The organism is Nocardia sp. NPDC057353 (genome assembly GCF_042667085.1).
Lineage (GTDB): Bacteria > Actinomycetota > Actinomycetes > Mycobacteriales > Mycobacteriaceae > Nocardia.
On record NZ_JBHVAK010000050.1, the window covers coordinates 38,649 to 54,908 of the forward strand.

Annotated in this window: 19 protein-coding genes; 11 read left to right on the forward strand and 8 right to left on the reverse strand. The window is 71.1% G+C overall.

The genetic code is table 11. From position 1 onward, the window contains the following. The first annotated feature begins 128 nt into the window (after positions 1-128). Positions 129-1,304, forward strand: coding sequence for an exonuclease SbcCD subunit D (locus ACFUUZ_RS23480; protein WP_378699610.1), 1,176 nt, complete (start codon positions 129-131; stop codon positions 1,302-1,304). Continuing rightward, positions 1,301-4,702: an AAA family ATPase gene (locus tag ACFUUZ_RS23485; RefSeq protein ID WP_378699612.1), complete on the forward strand. Its 3,402-nt coding sequence runs from the start codon at positions 1,301-1,303 to the stop codon at positions 4,700-4,702. The genes ACFUUZ_RS23480 and ACFUUZ_RS23485 overlap by 4 nt, the downstream gene beginning before the upstream one ends. Before the next feature lie 2 nt (positions 4,703-4,704). On the opposite strand, the gene ACFUUZ_RS23490 is transcribed toward ACFUUZ_RS23485, so the two are convergent. The 6 genes from ACFUUZ_RS23490 to ACFUUZ_RS23515 all read right to left on the reverse strand — a co-directional run bounded on the left by ACFUUZ_RS23490 (position 4,705) and on the right by ACFUUZ_RS23515 (position 10,636). Then, entirely contained in the window at positions 4,705-5,256 is a 552-nt protein-coding gene (locus ACFUUZ_RS23490) for a methylated-DNA--[protein]-cysteine S-methyltransferase (RefSeq protein WP_378699614.1), read from the reverse strand. Further along, positions 5,256-6,716 carry an AlkA N-terminal domain-containing protein gene (locus ACFUUZ_RS23495; protein WP_378699616.1) on the reverse strand — a complete coding sequence of 487 codons (1,461 nt, stop codon included), beginning with the start codon at positions 6,714-6,716 and terminating at the stop codon, positions 5,256-5,258. Before ACFUUZ_RS23495 ends, ACFUUZ_RS23490 begins: the two co-directional genes overlap by 1 nt. 96 nt (positions 6,717-6,812) lie before the next feature. Continuing rightward, the gene (locus ACFUUZ_RS23500; RefSeq protein ID WP_378699642.1) at positions 6,813-6,983 is read right to left on the reverse strand and encodes a YbdD/YjiX family protein; all 171 of its coding nucleotides are present in this window, start codon (positions 6,981-6,983) and stop codon (positions 6,813-6,815) included. Between the two features lie 56 nt (positions 6,984-7,039). Then, a complete protein-coding gene (locus ACFUUZ_RS23505) occupies positions 7,040-9,286 on the reverse strand; it encodes a carbon starvation CstA family protein (RefSeq protein ID WP_378699618.1) in 2,247 nt (748 codons plus the stop codon). A gap of 104 nt (positions 9,287-9,390) precedes the next feature. After that, on the reverse strand, positions 9,391-9,792 hold the full coding sequence (locus ACFUUZ_RS23510; RefSeq protein WP_378699620.1) for a VOC family protein: 402 nt from the start codon (positions 9,790-9,792) through the stop codon (positions 9,391-9,393). Positions 9,793-9,802: 10 nt separating this feature from the next. Next, positions 9,803-10,636 carry a helix-turn-helix domain-containing protein gene (locus ACFUUZ_RS23515; protein WP_378699622.1) on the reverse strand — a complete coding sequence of 278 codons (834 nt, stop codon included), beginning with the start codon at positions 10,634-10,636 and terminating at the stop codon, positions 9,803-9,805. Between the two features lie 35 nt (positions 10,637-10,671). Between ACFUUZ_RS23515 and ychF the strand changes: the two genes are divergently transcribed. The 3 genes from ychF (at position 10,672) to ACFUUZ_RS23530 (ending at position 13,311) form a co-directional block, all read left to right on the forward strand. Continuing rightward, positions 10,672-11,766, forward strand: a complete 1,095-nt coding sequence (gene ychF / locus ACFUUZ_RS23520; RefSeq protein ID WP_378699624.1) for a redox-regulated ATPase YchF — start codon at positions 10,672-10,674, stop codon at positions 11,764-11,766. 56 nt (positions 11,767-11,822) lie between these two features. Next, the gene (locus ACFUUZ_RS23525) at positions 11,823-12,725 is read left to right on the forward strand and encodes a hypothetical protein (protein ID WP_378699626.1); all 903 of its coding nucleotides are present in this window, start codon (positions 11,823-11,825) and stop codon (positions 12,723-12,725) included. Between the two features lie 91 nt (positions 12,726-12,816). Next, positions 12,817-13,311: an HD domain-containing protein gene (locus ACFUUZ_RS23530; RefSeq protein ID WP_378699645.1), complete on the forward strand. Its 495-nt coding sequence runs from the start codon at positions 12,817-12,819 to the stop codon at positions 13,309-13,311. On the opposite strand, the gene ACFUUZ_RS23535 is transcribed toward ACFUUZ_RS23530, so the two are convergent. Then, complete coding sequence (locus tag ACFUUZ_RS23535; protein ID WP_378699628.1) at positions 13,304-13,774, reverse strand: NUDIX hydrolase; 471 nt, start codon at positions 13,772-13,774, stop codon at positions 13,304-13,306. The two genes, ACFUUZ_RS23530 and ACFUUZ_RS23535, sit on opposite strands and share 8 nt — an antisense overlap. Further along, a complete protein-coding gene (locus ACFUUZ_RS23540) occupies positions 13,771-14,526 on the reverse strand; it encodes a helix-turn-helix domain-containing protein (protein WP_378699630.1) in 756 nt (251 codons plus the stop codon). The genes ACFUUZ_RS23535 and ACFUUZ_RS23540 overlap by 4 nt, the downstream gene beginning before the upstream one ends. A gap of 147 nt (positions 14,527-14,673) precedes the next feature. Between ACFUUZ_RS23540 and ACFUUZ_RS23545 the strand changes: the two genes are divergently transcribed. The 6 genes from ACFUUZ_RS23545 to ACFUUZ_RS23570 all read left to right on the forward strand — a co-directional run. Beyond that, a complete protein-coding gene (locus tag ACFUUZ_RS23545) occupies positions 14,674-14,904 on the forward strand; it encodes a helix-turn-helix domain-containing protein (protein ID WP_067652935.1) in 231 nt (76 codons plus the stop codon). Beyond that, complete coding sequence (locus ACFUUZ_RS23550; RefSeq protein ID WP_378699632.1) at positions 14,901-15,068, forward strand: hypothetical protein; 168 nt, start codon at positions 14,901-14,903, stop codon at positions 15,066-15,068. Before ACFUUZ_RS23545 ends, ACFUUZ_RS23550 begins: the two co-directional genes overlap by 4 nt. Further along, entirely contained in the window at positions 15,068-15,217 is a 150-nt protein-coding gene (locus ACFUUZ_RS23555) for a hypothetical protein (RefSeq protein WP_378699634.1), read from the forward strand. Before ACFUUZ_RS23550 ends, ACFUUZ_RS23555 begins: the two co-directional genes overlap by 1 nt. Continuing rightward, a complete protein-coding gene (locus tag ACFUUZ_RS23560) occupies positions 15,214-15,615 on the forward strand; it encodes a hypothetical protein (protein WP_378699636.1) in 402 nt (133 codons plus the stop codon). Before ACFUUZ_RS23555 ends, ACFUUZ_RS23560 begins: the two co-directional genes overlap by 4 nt. A gap of 11 nt (positions 15,616-15,626) precedes the next feature. Beyond that, the gene (locus ACFUUZ_RS23565) at positions 15,627-15,884 is read left to right on the forward strand and encodes a hypothetical protein (protein WP_378699638.1); all 258 of its coding nucleotides are present in this window, start codon (positions 15,627-15,629) and stop codon (positions 15,882-15,884) included. Continuing rightward, a partial coding sequence (locus ACFUUZ_RS23570) for an RRQRL motif-containing zinc-binding protein (RefSeq protein ID WP_378699640.1) occupies positions 15,881-16,260 on the forward strand: 380 nt, incomplete at its 3' end. The genes ACFUUZ_RS23565 and ACFUUZ_RS23570, both read left to right, overlap by 4 nt.

The window sequence follows — 16,260 nt, forward strand, 5'->3', positions numbered from 1 at the left end:
GCAGCCACGTCATGCACACTAACCCGCCGTCGGCCGGTGGGACGGAACGGCGGGTCGCTTACCCGGGAGACCACGGTCACCGCGTGGTTGTTTGAACTGTGTCGGTGGGTTGGCCTAGGTTTCGCGGCATGCGGATGCTGCACACCTCCGACTGGCACATCGGGCGCACCTTCCACGGCGTCGATCTGCTTGCCGATCAGGCTCGTTCGCTCGCCGCCATCGCCGAGCTGGTGGCCGCCGAATCGGTCGACGTCGTGCTGCTCGCGGGTGACGTCTACGACCGCGCCATCCCCAGCGCCGACGCCATCGCCGTCTGCAACCGCGGCTTCGAGGCCATCCGCGCCGCGGGCGCCCGCATCGTGGCGACCTCGGGCAACCACGACTCCCCGGCCCGGCTCGGCGCGGGCGCCGGTTTCGCCGCCGCGGGCGGGCTGCACCTCTGCACCACCGTCGCGGCCTGCGATACCCCGGTTCTGCTCGAGGACGAGCACGGCCCCGTCGCCTGCTACGGCATCCCCTACCTGGAGCCGGAGATCACCCGCGCGGAACTGGACGTGCCGCAGGCCCGTTCGCACGCCGAGGTGCTGGCCGCCGCCATGGCCAGGATCAGGGCCGACCTGACCGCCCGCGGCACCCCGCGCTCGGTGGTGCTCGCGCACGCCTTCGTCACCGGCGGCGAGGCGACCGGCTCCGAGCGCTCGATCGCCGTCGGCGGGGTGGAGACGGTGTCGGCCTCCGCCTTCGGCGGCATCGACTACGTCGCGCTCGGGCACCTGCACTCGCCGCAGGCGCTCTCCGACGCGGTGCGCTACTCCGGCTCCCCGCTGCCGTATTCGTTCGGCGAGCGCTCGCACCGCAAGGCCGTCTGGCTGGTCGACCTGGACGCCGACGGGCTGCGCGAGGTGCGCAGGCGCGAGCTGCCCGTCGTCCGCGGCCTGCGCGCGCTCTCCGGCACCCTGGAGGCGCTGCTGGAGGACCCGGCGCTGGACGCCGCGGTCGACGACTACGTCTCCGCCACGCTCACCGACCACACCCGCCCGGTGGAGCCGCTGCGCAGGCTGCGCACCCGCTTCCCGCACGCCGTGCACGTGGAATGGGTTCGCCCTGAGGGCAATCCGGAGCTGCGCTACCGGGAGCGGGTGCACGGGCGGCGGGATATCGAGATCGCCGTGAGCTTCGTCGGCGACGTGCGCGACGAACCGTCCGCGGGCGAGGTCCGGCTGCTGGAGCAGGCGCTGGCCGCCGCGGTCACCGAGCGGGACACCGCCTCCGTCGCTCCGGAGCGCGGCGAGCTCTCCGCATGAGGCTGCACCGGCTGGAGCTGACCGCCTTCGGCCCGTTCGCGGGCAAGACCGTCATCGACTTCGACGCGCTCGGCGCGGACGGCCTCTTCCTGCTGCACGGCCAGACCGGCGCGGGCAAGACCACCGTGCTCGACGCCATCGCCTTCGCGCTCTACGGCCGGGTGCCCGGCGCCCGCGCGGAGAGCAAGCGGCTGCACTCCGACCACGCCCCCGCGCAGACCCCGCCCAGCGTGCTGCTGGAGGCCACGCTCGGCGGCCGCCGGGTCCGGATCGGCCGCACGCCGGAGTTCGAGCGGCCGAAGCGGCGCGGCGACGGCACCACCAAGGAGCAGCCCAAGGCCACGCTGACCTGGCTCGACGGCAGCGGCACCAACCTCTCCCGAATCCAGGAGATCGGCGACGAGATCCTCCGGCTGCTCGGCATGAGCGCCGACCAGTTCTTCCAGGTGGTGCTGCTCCCGCAGGGCGATTTCGCCCGCTTCCTGCGGGCGGAGAACGAGGACCGGGAGAAGCTGCTGGAGAAGCTCTTCGACACCGAGCGCTTCGGCGCCGCCGAGCACTGGCTGGCCGAGCGGCGGCGGGTCGCGGCGGCCGAGCTGGAGACCGGGCACCAGCACATCGACCGGCTGATCGCGCGCGTCGGCGAGGCGGCGGGGGAGCCCGCGACCACCACCGTCGGGCCGTCCGAGGCGGTCGGCTGGTCCCAGGAGCTGCTCGCCGCCGCGCGCACCGCCGTCGCCGAGGCCGACGCGCGGGTCTCCGGCTGCCGCACCGACTACGACACCGCCCGCGCGGCGCTGGACGCCGAGCGCCGCGCGGGCGAGCTGCGCACCCGCGCCGCCACCGCCCGCGCCCAACTGGCCGCGCACGCCGCCGACGCCGAGCGCAGGGCCGCGCTGCGCACCGAGCTGGACGCCGCCCGCCGGGCCGCCCCGGTCGCCGCCGCGCTGTCCGAGGCCCGCTCCGCCGTCCGCGAGGCCCGCGCCCGGCTGGCGGCCCGCGCCGACGCCGCGAGCACGCTGGGCGCCGCGCTCACCGAGCCCGCCGCCGCCGATATCGCCGGGGTCGGGGAGTTGCCGGTCATCGCTGGCGCCGTTACCGCAGCCGCCGATCTGGACGCGGCGGTCCGGGTCTGGAGCGGTCGGATCGGCGGCCTGGACGAGGTCGCCGCCGACGCCGCCACCGCCAAGCGGCTCGACGCCGAACTCACCGAGCTGCGAGCCAGGGAAGTCCGGCTGAGCCGCGAGCTGGACGAGCTGGCGGGCCGCCGCGACGCCCTTCCCGCCCGGCTCGCCGATGCCGAGACGCGGCTGCGCGAGTCCGAGACCGCGGTGGCCGCGCTGCCCGCGCTGACCTCCGAGATCGACCGGCTCGGGGCCGCCGCTGCCGCCGCCGTCCGGCTCGCCGAGTGCAGGCGTGAGCTCGACGTCGCGCGGGTGGAGTTCGAGACCGTCCGCGCCGCGCACACCGACGCCCGCGAACAGGTGCTCGACCTGCGCGAGCGCCGCCTGGCGGGGATGGCGGGCGAGCTCGCCGCCGCGCTCGCCGCAGGCGAGCCCTGCGCGGTCTGCGGCTCGGCCGAGCACCCGAACCCCGCCGCCGCCGCGGCCGCCGCCGTCTCCGAGGCCGCCGAGACCCGGGCCCGCAAGGCCGAGCAGGTCGCCGAACGCGCGCGGGACACGGCTCTGGCCCTGGTCACCGAGCTGGAGCGGGAGGCGGAGGCGCTGGCCGCGCGCGGCGGCGACGCCGACCGGGTCGAGCTCGCCGCGAACCTGCGCGCGGCCACCCTGCGCGTCGAGGACGCCCGCGAGCTCGCCGACTCCCGCGAGCGGACCGCCGCCGAGGTGGAGCGGCTGCGCACCGAGTCCGCCGGAATGCAGGACCAGCTGCGCGAGTACGAAACCCAGCGCGGCGCGGTCCGCTCCGCCGTTGTTGTCGGCGAGCAGCGACTGGCCGAGCTCACCGAACGGTTGCGCACCGCCGCGGGGGCCGACACCTCCCTCGACCGCCGCCGTGATCGGCTGCGCGCGCTGGTGCGCGCCGCCGAGGGGTTGCGCGCCGCGCGGGATCAGGTGAGCAGTGCGGTCGAGCGGGTGGAGTCGGTCGCGGACCGGGTCGACGGGCTCGCCAGGGCCGAGGGCTTCCTCGACCCCGCGCCCGACGAGCCCGGAACGCCGAATGCGGACCCTTTCGCCGCGGAGCCCGAGGCCCTCTTCGATCTCCCGGGCGAGCCCGACGCCCTGTTCGCCATCCCGGAGCCTGTTCAGCGCGGAACGGCTGCCACCGAATCGGCCCGGCACGCCGCGGTACCTGCGGCTCCGGCAGAGCTTGCCAATCCGGCCATATCCGCCGAATCCAACGGCTCGAGCGCGCTCCCGGACTCGGCTGTACCCGCCGAATCCAATAGCCCGAGCGCGCTTCCGGACTCGGCCGCAGGCGCCGAATCGGCGGGCCCGAGCGCGCTCGCGGACTCGGCCGGAGGCACGAACCCGGCGGCGGACGCCGATCCCCTCACCCCGGCGATCACCCGCCTGACGACCGTCTCCGACCTGGTCACCCCGGCCACCAGGGACCCCCGCTGGCAATCCGACACCGAAACCGAACTCGCCGCCGCCGACCGCCTGCGCGACCGCGCCGAAGCGGTCCTCGCCGAACCGGAGGTCGGCACCGCACTGACCACCGAACCGGCCGACCTCGACACCCTCCGCGCCCGGCTCACCGCCGCCCAGGAGCAGCGCGACCGCGCCATCGCCGAGCAGGCGGAGGCGCAGCGCCGCGTCACCCAGCTGGCGGAGCTGGGCAGCCAGCTCTGGGCCGCCGTCGACCTGGTGGCCCCGGTGCAGTCCCAGTTCGAGGAGCTGGCCGGGCTGGCCGAGGTGGTCGCGGGCCGCGGCGAGAACACCCGCAGGATGTCGCTGCGCTCCTACGTCCTGGCGGCGCGCCTGGAGGAGGTCGCCGTCGCCGCCTCGGAACGCCTGCGCCGCATGTCCGGCGGCCGCTACGAGTTCGTGCACTCCGACCGGGCGGGCCCGCGCGGCCGCCGCGGCGGCCTCGGCCTCGACATCCGCGACGACTACACCGGCAGCGTCCGCCCGGCCAAGACCCTCTCCGGCGGCGAGACCTTCATGGCCTCGCTCTCCCTCGCCCTCGGCCTCGCCGACAGCGTCGCCGCCGAATCCGGCGGCATCGTCCTGGACACCCTCTTCATCGACGAGGGCTTCGGCGGCCTCGACGCCGACACCCTGGACGCCGTCATGGGCGTCCTCGATGAACTCCGCGCGGGCGGGCGCGTCGTCGGCATCGTGAGCCACGTCGACGAGATGCGCCAGCGCATCCCGAGCCGCCTGCACGTCGTCCGCGGCCGCGACGGCTCCACCCTCCGCGCCACCGTCGCCTGAGGTCAGCGAGCAACGGCCCCGGTCGATTCGGCCGCCCCGGCCCCGGCAACCGCCCGCGCCTCGTGCGCGAGCAACCACTGCTTGGCAGGCAACCCCCACCGGAACCCACCCAGCGCACCGCCGATCCGCAGGATCCGGTGGCACGGAACGAAGAGCGCGGCCGCGTTCCTGGCACAGGCATTCGCGGCAGCCCTGGTAGCCACCGGACGCCCGGCGGCGGCGGCGAACTCGGTGTACGTGATCGGCTTCCCGGCGGGCACCTTGCGCAGCTCGTCCCAGGCGTGCAGCAGGAACGGCCCCGACCGCTGCCGCACCGGAACCGCATCGATCACCCCGACATCCCCCTCGTGGAAGTCCACGACGGCGTCCGTCACCGCGCCGAGCGCATCCCGCTCGCGCAGCGAATCCGGCCGCAGCGCGGGGTGCACGAGTCCCCGCAATCCCTCCGCATCCCCGGTCCACCCACTGGCCAGCACCGCCCCCTCGGCATCCACCAGCACGGTGAACGGCCCGATGGGCGTCGCCACCACGGCGTAATCGGCGGTCGAATTCATCACGGAACCTGCGCTTTCGAGTCGGAGAAGGCGGCGACCCGGTCGCCGAGCGCCACCTTCCACAGATGCATGGAGAGATACGACCGCCACGGCGCCCACCGCCCCGCGTCGGCCAGGTCGATCCCGAGCAGCTCGGCCCCGCGCCGCACGATCAGGTCGGTGCCGAGCAGAATGTCCGGATCGCCGAGCAACCGCATGCCGACGTAGTCCGCGGTCCACGGCCCCACCCCGGGCAGCGCCAACAGGTCGCGCCGCAGCTCGGCAACGGTCCGCCCGGCGTGCAGCACCACCTCGCCACTCGCCACCGCCAGAGCGGCCCCGAGCACCGCGGCGACCCGCCGCCCCGGGCCGGTCAGCACCTCGCCCCCGCGCTCCGCGACCACCGCGGGCTCCGGGAAGAGCACCGCCCCCTCGACCCGCTCCCCGAGCGCCGCCACCAGCCGCGCGGTGTGCGTCGCCGCCGCCGCGACCGAGATCTGCTGCCCGATCATGGTGCGCAGCAGCAGCTCCGCCCCGTCCGCGCAGCCGGGCACCCGGATGCCGGGGGTGAACCCGGGCCGCACCGCGGTCAGCGCCTCGTCGATGCCGACCGGGTCGGCGTCGAGATCGAGCAGGTGCCGCACCCGGGCCACGGTCGGCGCCAGATCGCGCATGTCGCGCAGCGCGAGCTCGGCGCGCACGTGGTCGTCGAGCAGCGTCAGCCGGACCACCGCGTGCCCGTGCGGCGTGCGCAGCGCCCTGGTGTAGACCCCGTCCGCCCAGCCCTCCAGCCCCGGCACGGTGTGCGCGGCGAGGAACCAGCCCAACCACGCCCGGTCCAGCGGCGGCCGGAAGGGCAGCCGCAGCGTCAGCGTCCCGGCGGCGGGCTCCGGCTCGGCGCCGCGCCGCCGCTGCGCCTCGGTGCGCAGCACCGTCGGGCTCACCCCGAACACCTCGCGCACCGTGTCGTTGAACTGCCGGATACTGGCGAACCCCGCCGCGAACGCCACGTCCGAGATCGGCATGGCCGTGGTCTGGATCAGCAGCCGCGCGGTGTGCGCGCGGTGCGCCCTGGCCAGCGCCAGCGGCCCGGCCCCGAGCTCGGCGGTGAGCACCCTGGTCAGCTGCCGCGGCGAGTACCCGAGCCCGGCCGCCAGCTCCGGCACCCCGCCGCGCTCGAGCACCCCGTCCCCGATCAACCGCATGGCCCGCGCGGCCAGGTCGGCCCTGGTGTTCCAGTGCGGCGAGCCCGGCGCGGCGTCCGGCAGGCAGCGCCTGCACGCCCGGTACCCCGCCTGCTGCGCGGCCGCGGCCGTCGGCAGGAAGGAGACATTGGCCCGCTTCGGGGTGATCGCCGGGCAGGACGGCCTACAGTAGATGCCGGTGGTCCGCACCGCGGTGAAGAACTGCCCGTCGAAGCGGGCATCCCGGGTGGAGACCGCCCGGTAGCAGCGTTCGAAGTCGAGAGCCGTGTCGTTCACGCCCTCAACTCTGGCAGCGCGCCGCCGCCCCGGCTAGCGGGAATCGGACGCCTGTGTACGGCGCGAATCCGGGCGAGTGCACTGCGCCGCCCGCGCTCAGCAGCAGCGGGCGCCGGGGTTCCGCTCCGCCTCGGCGTGCCGCTCCCGCCAGTACTCCCGCTCCGAAGGCACCGCCCGCTCCGGGTGCGCCCGGCGCAGGTGCGCGACGTAGCGCTGGTAATCCTGCCCCCCGAGCACCCCGTCGAACCACCACAGCACCCCGCGCACCCCGCCGAGTGCCCGGCGCAGGACGGCCGGGAGCGCGGTCCGGCCGCCCCGCCCGGTCAACTCGCCGGTTCCGGCGTCCGCGCCGGACCACCGGCCGCGTGCTCGTCCCACTGCCGCTGCACCTCCTTCTCCTCCGCCGTCGGGAAGAACCCGCTCGGCGCGAAGATCTTCGACGGCCACTCCGGCGTTTCCGTGGTCTCCGCCCCGCCGGAGCGCAGCGCCCGCACGCAGACGATCGCGCCGACCACCGCCACGATGATCACCAGCACCGCGAAGATGATGGAGAGCGTGCCCTGGATGAAGGTGTTGCGCACGACGGCGTCCACGTTCTCCGGCGTCTTGGCGGTCAGGCACAGCGTGCCCGCCTCCTGCGCCTGCTGGCAGATGCTGTGCTGCTTCCAGTAGCCCACCTTGGGGTCGGCGGAGAAGATCTTCTGCCAGGACGCCGTCATCGTTACCACCAGGTCCCAGACCAGCGGAATCCCCGGAATCCACGCCCACTTCACCAGCCCCTTCTTGATCAGGATGGTGACCACCACGGTCAGCGCGATCGCCGCCAGCAGCTGGTTCGCGATGCCGAAGAGCGGGAAGAGCGCGTTGATGCCGCCCAGCGGGTCGGTGACGCCCATGAGCAGGATCGCCCCCCAGGCCAGCACCACCGCGGCCGAGCAGCCCCAGGCCCCGACCCGCCACGACGGATCCTTGAACTTGCGCGCAGGCCCGCCGAAGTTGCCCAGCGAATCGGAGAGCATGAACCGCGCCACCCTGGTGCCCGCGTCGATCGTGGTGAGGATGAAGAGCGCCTCGAACATGATCGCGAAGTGGTACCAGAACGACTTCATCCCCGCGCCGCCCAGGAACTGGGAGAACACCTCGGAGATGCCGACCGCCAGCGTCGGCGCGCCGCCGGTGCGCGAGATGATGCTCTCCTCGCCGACGTCGGAGGCCGCCTGGCTGAGCGCCTCCGGCGTGGTCGGCGGCCCGGAGAGGCCGAGCGAGTTGGTGTAGTTCGCGGCCGTCTCCGGCGTGCCGCCGGTGAGCCCGACCGGCGCGTTCATCGCGAAGTACAGGTGCTGGTCGATGATGCAGGCGGTGATGATCGCCATCACCGCGACGAACGACTCCATCAGCATGCCGCCGTACCCGATCATCCGGGCGTGCGACTCCTTCTCCAGCAGCTTCGGCGTCGTACCGGAGGAGATCAGCGCGTGGAATCCGGAGAGCGCGCCGCAGGCGATGGTGATGAACAGGAACGGGAAGAGGCTGCCCGCGAAGGCCGGGCCGTTGCCGTTGATCGCGAACTCCGAGACCGCGGGCGCCTGCAGCACCGGCATCGTCACCAGGATGCCGACCGCGAGCAGCGCGATGGTGCCGATCTTCATGAAGGTGGAGAGGTAGTCGCGCGGGGCGAGCAGCAGCCACACCGGCAGTACCGAGGCCACGAAGCCGTAGCCGATGAGCAGCCAGGCGATGGTCACCGGCGAGAGCGTGAACCAGTCCGCGCCCCAGCTGGTCTCCGCGACCCAGCCGCCCGAGACGATGGCCAGGATGAGCAGCACGAAGCCGATCAGCGAGACCTCGCCGACCTTTCCTGGCCGCAGGTAGCGCAGGTAGAGCCCCATGAACAGCGCGATCGGAATGGTCATGCCGATGGAGAAGATGCCCCACGGGCTCTCCGCGAGCGCGTTCACCACCACCAGCGCGAGCACCGCGAGCAGGATCATCATGATCACCAGCACGCCGACGATGGCCGCGACGCCGCCGATGGCGCCCAGCTCGTCGCGGGCCATCTGCCCCAGCGACCGCCCGCGGCGCTTCAGCGAGATCCACAGCACCAGGTAGTCCTGCACCGCGCCCGCCAGCACCACGCCGACCACGATCCAGATGGTGCCGGGCAGGTACCCCATCTGCGCCGCGAGCACCGGGCCGACCAGCGGCCCGGCTCCCGCGATGGCGGCGAAGTGGTGCCCGTAGAGCACCCGCCGGTCCATCGGCACGAAATCCTTGCCGTTCTCCAGGATTTCGGCGGGCGTCGCCAGGTCGTCGCGCGGCTTGGTGATCTTCCGCTGGATGAACACCGAGTAGAACCGGTACGCCAGGATGTAGGTGCAGACCGCGGCGACCACGATCCAGACCGCGTTCACCTCTTCGCCGCGGACCAGCGCGATGATCGCCCAGGCGATCGCGCCGAGCACCGCGATGACGGCGAATATCGCCTTCTTGACCGGCGTGATCGGACGCTTGTCCACCACGCCGACCGGTGGCAGGTCCGGATCTGTCCGCAGATACTCGATCGTCGCCATCTGCTCACTCTCCCGTCGACGCCCGACTCCGTTGCCGAAACAGCAGAAACGTAGCCGATCGGGCCGCTCCGGCCTGCACTTGTTGAATATTGTTCCCGGTCGGGTCACTCCCCGCGGTAGGTTCCGAAACTCCAGAGATTGCCCTCCGGGTCGCGGACCGTGAAGCCGCGCGAGCCGTAGTCCTCGTCGCGCAGCCCGCGCACGAGCTCGGCGCCCGCCGCGGTGGCGCGCTCGAACAGCGCGTCCGGTTCGTCGGTGACCAGGTAGATGTTGTCGTTGCCGGTGGCACGGGTGCAGAACGGGTCGTCGGACTTGTTCGCGGTGCCGTACATGATGCCGCCGCCCGCGGGCCAGCGGAGTTCGCCGTGCTCCACGATCGCCGGGTCGTTCTCCCTGGTGTATTCGGCGACCTTGCGGAAGCCGAAGGCGCGCACCAGGAATTCGGTGGTCTTCGCCGCGTCGCGGAAGGAGAGGCAGGGCCAGACGCCCACGGTGTTTTCGCTCATGAATCCACCTTCACGCCAGCGGGTGGGTCCCGTCTTGGACGGATGGAATCTCGGTGTTCAGCAGGGTGGTCGGCGCGCAGCCCGCCAGCTCCGCGAAGTCCCGGTTCAGGTGCGCCTGGTCGTAGTACCCGCAGGCCGCCGCGACCTGCGCCAGCGAGACGTGCGACGGCACCCGCTCGATCATCCGCCGCGCCCGCTCGAATCGGGCGATCCGCCCCGCCAGCTTCGGCCCCAGCCCGAACTCCCGGTTGAACCGCCTGGTCAGGTGCTGCCTGCTCCACCCGATCTCCCCGGCCAGCGCCCCGACGGCCTGATCCGAGCCGCGGACCACGGTGCGCCAGGCCCAGGCCAGCTCCGGCGCGACCTGCCGCTCGTGATCCGCCAGCTCGCTGAGCACCCGGTCGACGGTCGCGAACCGCTCCGGCCAGCCCGGCCTGCCCTGCAACTCCGCCCAGAGCCGCTCACCGGCGGGCCCCGCCACATCGGCCAGCTCCAGCGACAGGCTCCACAGCTCGGCCGCGGGCAGCCCGAACAGCGTGCGGCACCCCAGCGGCGTCAGCGCGATGGCCACCCCCTCCTGCGTGCCGTCGTGCCGGATCGTGGCGGGCGCCGCCTGCAACCCGCCGAGCACGCAGCCGTATGCCTCCGGCCGCTGCCCCGGGTCCGCCTGCGCGACCACGTCGATCCGCGGCCCGATCGCCACGATGAAGGTCAGGTGTCGCGACGGCAGCCCGCGGTGCAGCCCGGGCTCGAACCCGGCCTGCCGGTAGCCGAGGTAGTGGTCGACGAACCCCGCCAGCGCGGGCGCGGGCCGGGCGGTCACCACCTCGGAGGTGGGCTGCATGGCTCACAGGCTACGCCGCGTAGACTCTGTTCCTCGTGAGTCTCACCCTCGGAATCGTCGGGCTGCCCAACGTCGGAAAATCGACGCTGTTCAACGCCCTGACCAAGAACGACGTGCTCGCCGCGAACTACCCCTTCGCGACGATCGAGCCCAACGTCGGCGTGGTCCCGCTGCCCGACCCGCGGCTCGACAAACTCGCCGAGATCTTCGCCTCCGAGCGCACCGTCCCCGCCACGGTCTCCTTCGTCGACATCGCGGGCATCGTCAAGGGCGCCTCCGAGGGCGCGGGCCTCGGCAACAAGTTCCTCGCCAACATCCGCGAAGCCGACGCCATCTGCCAGGTCGTCCGGGTCTTCGCCGACGACGACGTCATTCACGTCGACGGCCGCGTCGACCCCTCCGCCGACATCGAGGTCATCGAGACCGAGCTCATCCTCGCCGACCTCCAGACCCTGGAGAAGGCCGTCGTCCGGCTGGAGAAGGAGGCGCGGGTCAAGAAGGACCGCAAACCCGCCTTCGACGCCGCCAAACAGGCGCAGGAGATCCTCGACTCCGGCCGCACGCTGTTCGCCGCCGCCGCCGAGATCGACATGGAGCACCTCCGCGAGCTCAGCCTCCTGACCGTCAAGCCGTTCCTCTACGTCTTCAACGCCGACGAGTCGGTGCTCACCGACGAAGCCCGCGTCGCCGAACTTCGCGCCTCCGTCGCCCCCGCCGACGCCGTGTTCCTGGACGCCAAGGTCGAAGCCGAGCTCCTCGAACTCGACGAGGAGTCCGCGCTCGAACTCCTGGAATCCATCGGCCAGACCGAACCCGGCCTGCACGGCCTCGCCCGCGCCGGCTTCCACACCCTCGGTCTGCAGACCTACCTGACCGCCGGGCCCAAGGAGGCCCGTGCGTGGACCATTCACCAGGGCGATACCGCGCCGAAGGCTGCCGGGGTGATTCACACCGATTTCGAGCGAGGGTTCATCAAGGCCGAGATCGTGGCGTACGACGACCTGGTGGCGGCGGGGTCGATGGCTGCGGCGAAGTCGGCGGGGAAGGTTCGGATGGAGGGGAAGGACTACGTCATGGCCGACGGCGACGTGGTCGAGTTCCGTAGCGGATTAGCGTCTGCGAAGAAGTAGGCGCCATGCATCCACAGCGCAGACTTCGTCGGCTGGTCCGGCGGGCCGGAGATCTGTTGATCGATCTGAGCGGCGAAGCCGACCGAACATTCACCCTGCGCCAGACGCGTCAGTTGGAGTCTGCCGAAGAGCGAGGTATACGGCAGTACGTCGAACGCCAAACGCGGTGGGATCAAGAGGTGCTATCAGTGGAGCTGGTCAAGCGGCATCGGTTAATGGAGCGTCAGTACGAAGTATTCGACGTGCGATGCTCGCGTGATCGGTGGTGGGTGATCACTAATCCGACAAACCTCTACACGCAAGATGAGTTCCGATCGGCAGACTACGCTTTTTCATTCCACGTAGGCTTAATGTTGAGAATGCTCGAACGGGATCACGCTGAAGTGAGTCCCGATGCTAGAGCAGTAAGTGAACGCGCCTGGCGGAAGTTTGATGATGCCGAGGAGGCGCTAGCGGACGCTAACGATGCGGAAGATTATCAAGCCGTTGGCGTTAGGCTTCGGGAAGCGATGATCGCCCTCATTCATGACGAAGCGAACGCCGAATGGGTTGCTGATCTGCCCAAGCCTCCACAACTCTCGAATGTCAAGGGCTGGATCGCTGTCTTCGCGGCAAAGCTGTCCTCGAAGCGTCGACAGCGTGTGTACTTGCGGGCTGTGTGGGAAAAATCGTGGGATCTGGTTGTGCACCTTCAGCACGACACAGAAGCATTGCGATGGGATGCCGACTTGGCGTTCAACGCTGTCCACCACGCACTTGAAGCGTACATGGAGATGCGGGCTTGGTGGGATCGCACAGGACCTGAAAAATGTCCGCGGTGTGCGTCGCATAGATTCTCTGCCTGTCTCGACTGGGATTCTGACGATGAATTGCTGAGGTGGCAAGAGTGTTCTGCCTGCTATTACGCAACGGAGCCATCATCTGAGAAGCTTGAAAATGAACCCAGCGGCAGCGATTAGTTTTTAGTATGATCTTATTCTAGTTGACTTGGGAGTCGAAAGAATGGGATCTGTGGTGAGTTGGGCCGAGAGTCTTGCTCGTGATCAGTTGATGTCTCTGCCTCGTCGGCTCGCGCATGTTGTGGGCGTGGCCGAGCAGGCGGCTCGCGCCACGGCGGTGGCAGATGATCCGGCCCTGCTTGTGGCCGCGGCCTGGCTGCACGACATCGGCTACGCACCGGCGCTCGCGCGGCTCGGCTTTCATCCCATCGACGGCGCCGTGTTCCTACGCGACCGCGGAGCGGATGAGCGTTTGTGTGGCCTGGTCGCCAATCACTCGTGCGCCTGCGTCGAAGCGCGCCGTCGTGGGCTCACGATCGACTGGCCCGACGAGGACACAGCCCTTCGTGATGCGCTGTGGTGGGCGGATATGACCACCACCCCGGCCGGCGAGGTCACCGACGTCCGCCAGCGAATTGCCGAAGTGCAGGAGCGATACGGGCCTAACCACGTCGTTGCGCAGTCGGTCGCCGAGGCCGCGCCGCGCCTAATTGGCGCGGCGGACCGTACCGAGCACCGGCTGCGAAATCAACTGCCGCTCACGTGAAGTACGGTGCCGTCGCGCCCTCGAGACTCTTCTGAATCCGCAGCAGAATGGACTCATGGATGTCGAGCCCGGACAGTTCACCGGGCGAGAGCCAGACTACTTCCGACGATTCGGAACTGCGCTGCGGAGTGCCACCGACCGGATCGGCGCGGAAGCAGATCGAGAACTCCTGGCGAACCTCGCCGTCGTCGTACGCGATGACGTGATCCGGATCGGAGAAGACGCCGACCAGCTGAGTCACCTCGACCTCGATGCCGGTCTCCTCCCGCACCTCGCGTACGACGGCTTGCGCGACGGTCTCGCCAGCCTCCAGGCCGCCGCCGGGGATCGAGTACTTCCCGTTGTCGGTCCTCCGGATCAGGAGTATCCGTCCCTCGTCGTCCTGAACGAGCGCGCTCACCGCCACCTTGACGCTGTTCGGTGCCGGCGCTTCTGGGTCGCGAAAGTAGTCGGTGCGCGTCATTCGGGCCTCCCGAAGTTCGGTTCGTAGCTCTCGCTCCACACCTGCTCGAAGCTGGTGGTGTACGTCTCGAACAGATCGGCCGCGGGCAGCAGCCGGAGGTGCAGCGCGGGGGCGTAGGCGCCGGGCTGCCCGTAGACGTGCATGTTCACCAGCATCTCGTCATCGAACCGGAATATCGAGTTGTAGAGCGTGGTCCGGTGGTACCGGATCTCCACGCCATCGATCGCGGCAAGCGGTTCGATCAGCGCAAGCGCGTTCCGGATGCGCGCCGGAACGGTACCGGCCGCGAGACGCTCCTCGGCGCTCCTCTTGGTGGCTTCGTCCTCATCCGGATCACCGAAAAGCATGCGGACTTTCAGGCCGTCCCGCGTCTTCTGCTTGATCGTTCGTGCGAATGTCGGCTCCTCGGCGAGGAACAGCCCGGCGAGCACCAGAACGTCGATGCGCTCGGTCGCCTGCGTGAGCAGCCGCGTCCAGAGGTCGAGCGGGATGGCGCTGCGGTGGGGGTACACCTTCACCACCTCGGACTCAGCCACCTCGGCGCGGCGCTCCGGAGACAGCGCGTCCGGCCACAGGTAGTTCTCGGTCTCCCGGACCATCGAAGCGACCTTGTGGCGATGCTTCGGGTACGGCGTCCGGCTCTTGGTGATCCAGCGCTCGACGGTCTTTTCGTCGACTCCGGTCGCGGTCGCGACCGCGGCGAGATCCAGTCCGTTGCGAAGCAGCGCCTCGCGCAGCCGTTCGTTCGGCATGGCGACCCCCTTAGGGACGAATAGGGACGTCTTAAGTGTAGCCGAGACGTCCGTAGAAGGGGTTACTACGTCATTATTGAGGCGGGTGATTTCCCGAAAAGTACGGAATTGCAACGCATTTCCTACTTCACCGAGGAGTGATCGCCTGTGTCGCACAAATCGAGCCGTGAGGTCGCCGGGGCGGATTCCCGTCGGCTGATCAGCCTCAAGACCGCCGCGTCGCTGGTCGACGTCGACGCCAAGACCATCCGGAACTGGATCTCCGCCGGGCACCTGCGCGGGTTCCGGATCAACGGCCACCTGCTCCGGGTCAACCACGCCGAACTGCTCGCCCTCGTGCAGCCGGTGCTCGTGGCCGGACCGGAGGACGCGGCGTGAGCGCGCGGAAAGAGCTGGCGGCTGGCCAGCTGAACGACGCCGACCGGGTCGCCGAGTACGTTGCCGAGCTCGTGGCGCAGGCGCCGCCGATCTCCGGCGACGCGCGGGACCGGCTCGCGGCGCTTCTCGGTGCCGTGAGCGCCGCCGACCGGCGGGCGGCGTGATGCGGGCGCGTACGGCGGGGATCGCGGTGGCCGGGGTGGCGGTGGGTTACGTGCTGCTGACCGCGCCCGGGGTGGTCGGGTTCGTGTTGATGGTGCTGGGCGCGGTGGCGTTCTGGCGGGCGTCGCGTCGCTGGGGGGTTCGGCGGTGAGCGCGCAGCGTGAGCCGGAGTTCCACGATCCGGGCGAGTTGCTGGACGAGTTGGACGCGCTGCTGCGGGAGCAGATGTTGCTGCAGCGTCGCATGGAGATGCTTGCCGCCCGATATCGAGCGGTAGAGGGGCCCGCGAAGGACGGCCGGTTCGACAAGCCGGGCAAGGATCGGTTCGAGCGTGAGGAGTACGGCACGCTCAACGTCAGGTGGGCGGCCGAGGACCTGACCCTGGCCACCGGGTACGCGGAGTACGGAGTCAGGTACTTGGGCCGCGCGCGAGCGTCCGCGGTGAAGGTGCGGGAGTACCCGCAGCCGCAGTGGGATCGGGACAGCGCGCTGGCGGACTACCGCGAGACCGGCATCGAGTCGTCCGCCGAGCGGGGGCGGTCGCGGTGATCGGCCCGGTCATGAAGAGCGATGCCGCGGCGGCCCGTGCGCTCGGTGGCGTGTTCCGGGCGTTGCCGCCGCAGGTGCAGGCCGCTGTCTTGGTGCTGGGGTTGCTGGTCGGGATGGTCGGGTGCTCGGCGGCGTGGATCGATCAGCAGGACTACGTGCCGTCGCCGAACATCTGCCGCGCCGACGAGGTGGCCCGGACCGACTGCCAGCACGTGCGGCGGGTGCCGGTGCAGCAGCCGTACCCGACCCCGGCGGGGTGGGAGCGGTGAGCACCGAGCCGGAGTCCTACTCGTGGGGCACGGCGCCGTCGCATCTGCGCACGCGCCGCCAGCTGCAGGCCGAGGGATTGAGCCCGGCCGGTCAGGACGTGGCGGCCACGGTGCCGCACCGCTGGCACGGCCGCGAGCAGCAGGCCTTCCTCTACGACGCCCGCCAGGCGGCGCCGAAGCGGCCGGTGAGCCCGGCGCAGCGCGAGGCGCTGGCGGCGGCGACGCGGGAGCGGCAGCTGCGGGCGGCGGAGCGGCGCGGGATCTCGCGCGCCGAGCTGACCAACGAGGCGGATTGGGATCCGGGCCCGGCCTGGAACACCACCGCCACCGCGGCGCCGGAGGCCGAGGACAGCTGGACCAGCGCGCTGGCCGACTA

Coding starts and splice junctions, on each gene's coding strand:
- ACFUUZ_RS23540 (WP_378699630.1), bottom strand. CDS start 14,526: ATGCCGAACGAACGGCTGCGCGAGGCGCTGCTTCGCAACGGACTGGAT.
- ACFUUZ_RS23480 (WP_378699610.1), top strand. CDS start 129: ATGCGGATGCTGCACACCTCCGACTGGCACATCGGGCGCACCTTCCAC.
- ACFUUZ_RS23505 (WP_378699618.1), bottom strand. CDS start 9,286: ATGGCGACGATCGAGTATCTGCGGACAGATCCGGACCTGCCACCGGTC.
- ACFUUZ_RS23555 (WP_378699634.1), top strand. CDS start 15,068: ATGCGGGCGCGTACGGCGGGGATCGCGGTGGCCGGGGTGGCGGTGGGT.
- ACFUUZ_RS23510 (WP_378699620.1), bottom strand. CDS start 9,792: ATGAGCGAAAACACCGTGGGCGTCTGGCCCTGCCTCTCCTTCCGCGAC.
- ACFUUZ_RS23535 (WP_378699628.1), bottom strand. CDS start 13,774: ATGACGCGCACCGACTACTTTCGCGACCCAGAAGCGCCGGCACCGAAC.
- ACFUUZ_RS23490 (WP_378699614.1), bottom strand. CDS start 5,256: ATGAATTCGACCGCCGATTACGCCGTGGTGGCGACGCCCATCGGGCCG.
- ACFUUZ_RS23515 (WP_378699622.1), bottom strand. CDS start 10,636: ATGCAGCCCACCTCCGAGGTGGTGACCGCCCGGCCCGCGCCCGCGCTG.
- ACFUUZ_RS23565 (WP_378699638.1), top strand. CDS start 15,627: ATGAAGAGCGATGCCGCGGCGGCCCGTGCGCTCGGTGGCGTGTTCCGG.
- ACFUUZ_RS23485 (WP_378699612.1), top strand. CDS start 1,301: ATGAGGCTGCACCGGCTGGAGCTGACCGCCTTCGGCCCGTTCGCGGGC.
- ACFUUZ_RS23530 (WP_378699645.1), top strand. CDS start 12,817: ATGTCTCTGCCTCGTCGGCTCGCGCATGTTGTGGGCGTGGCCGAGCAG.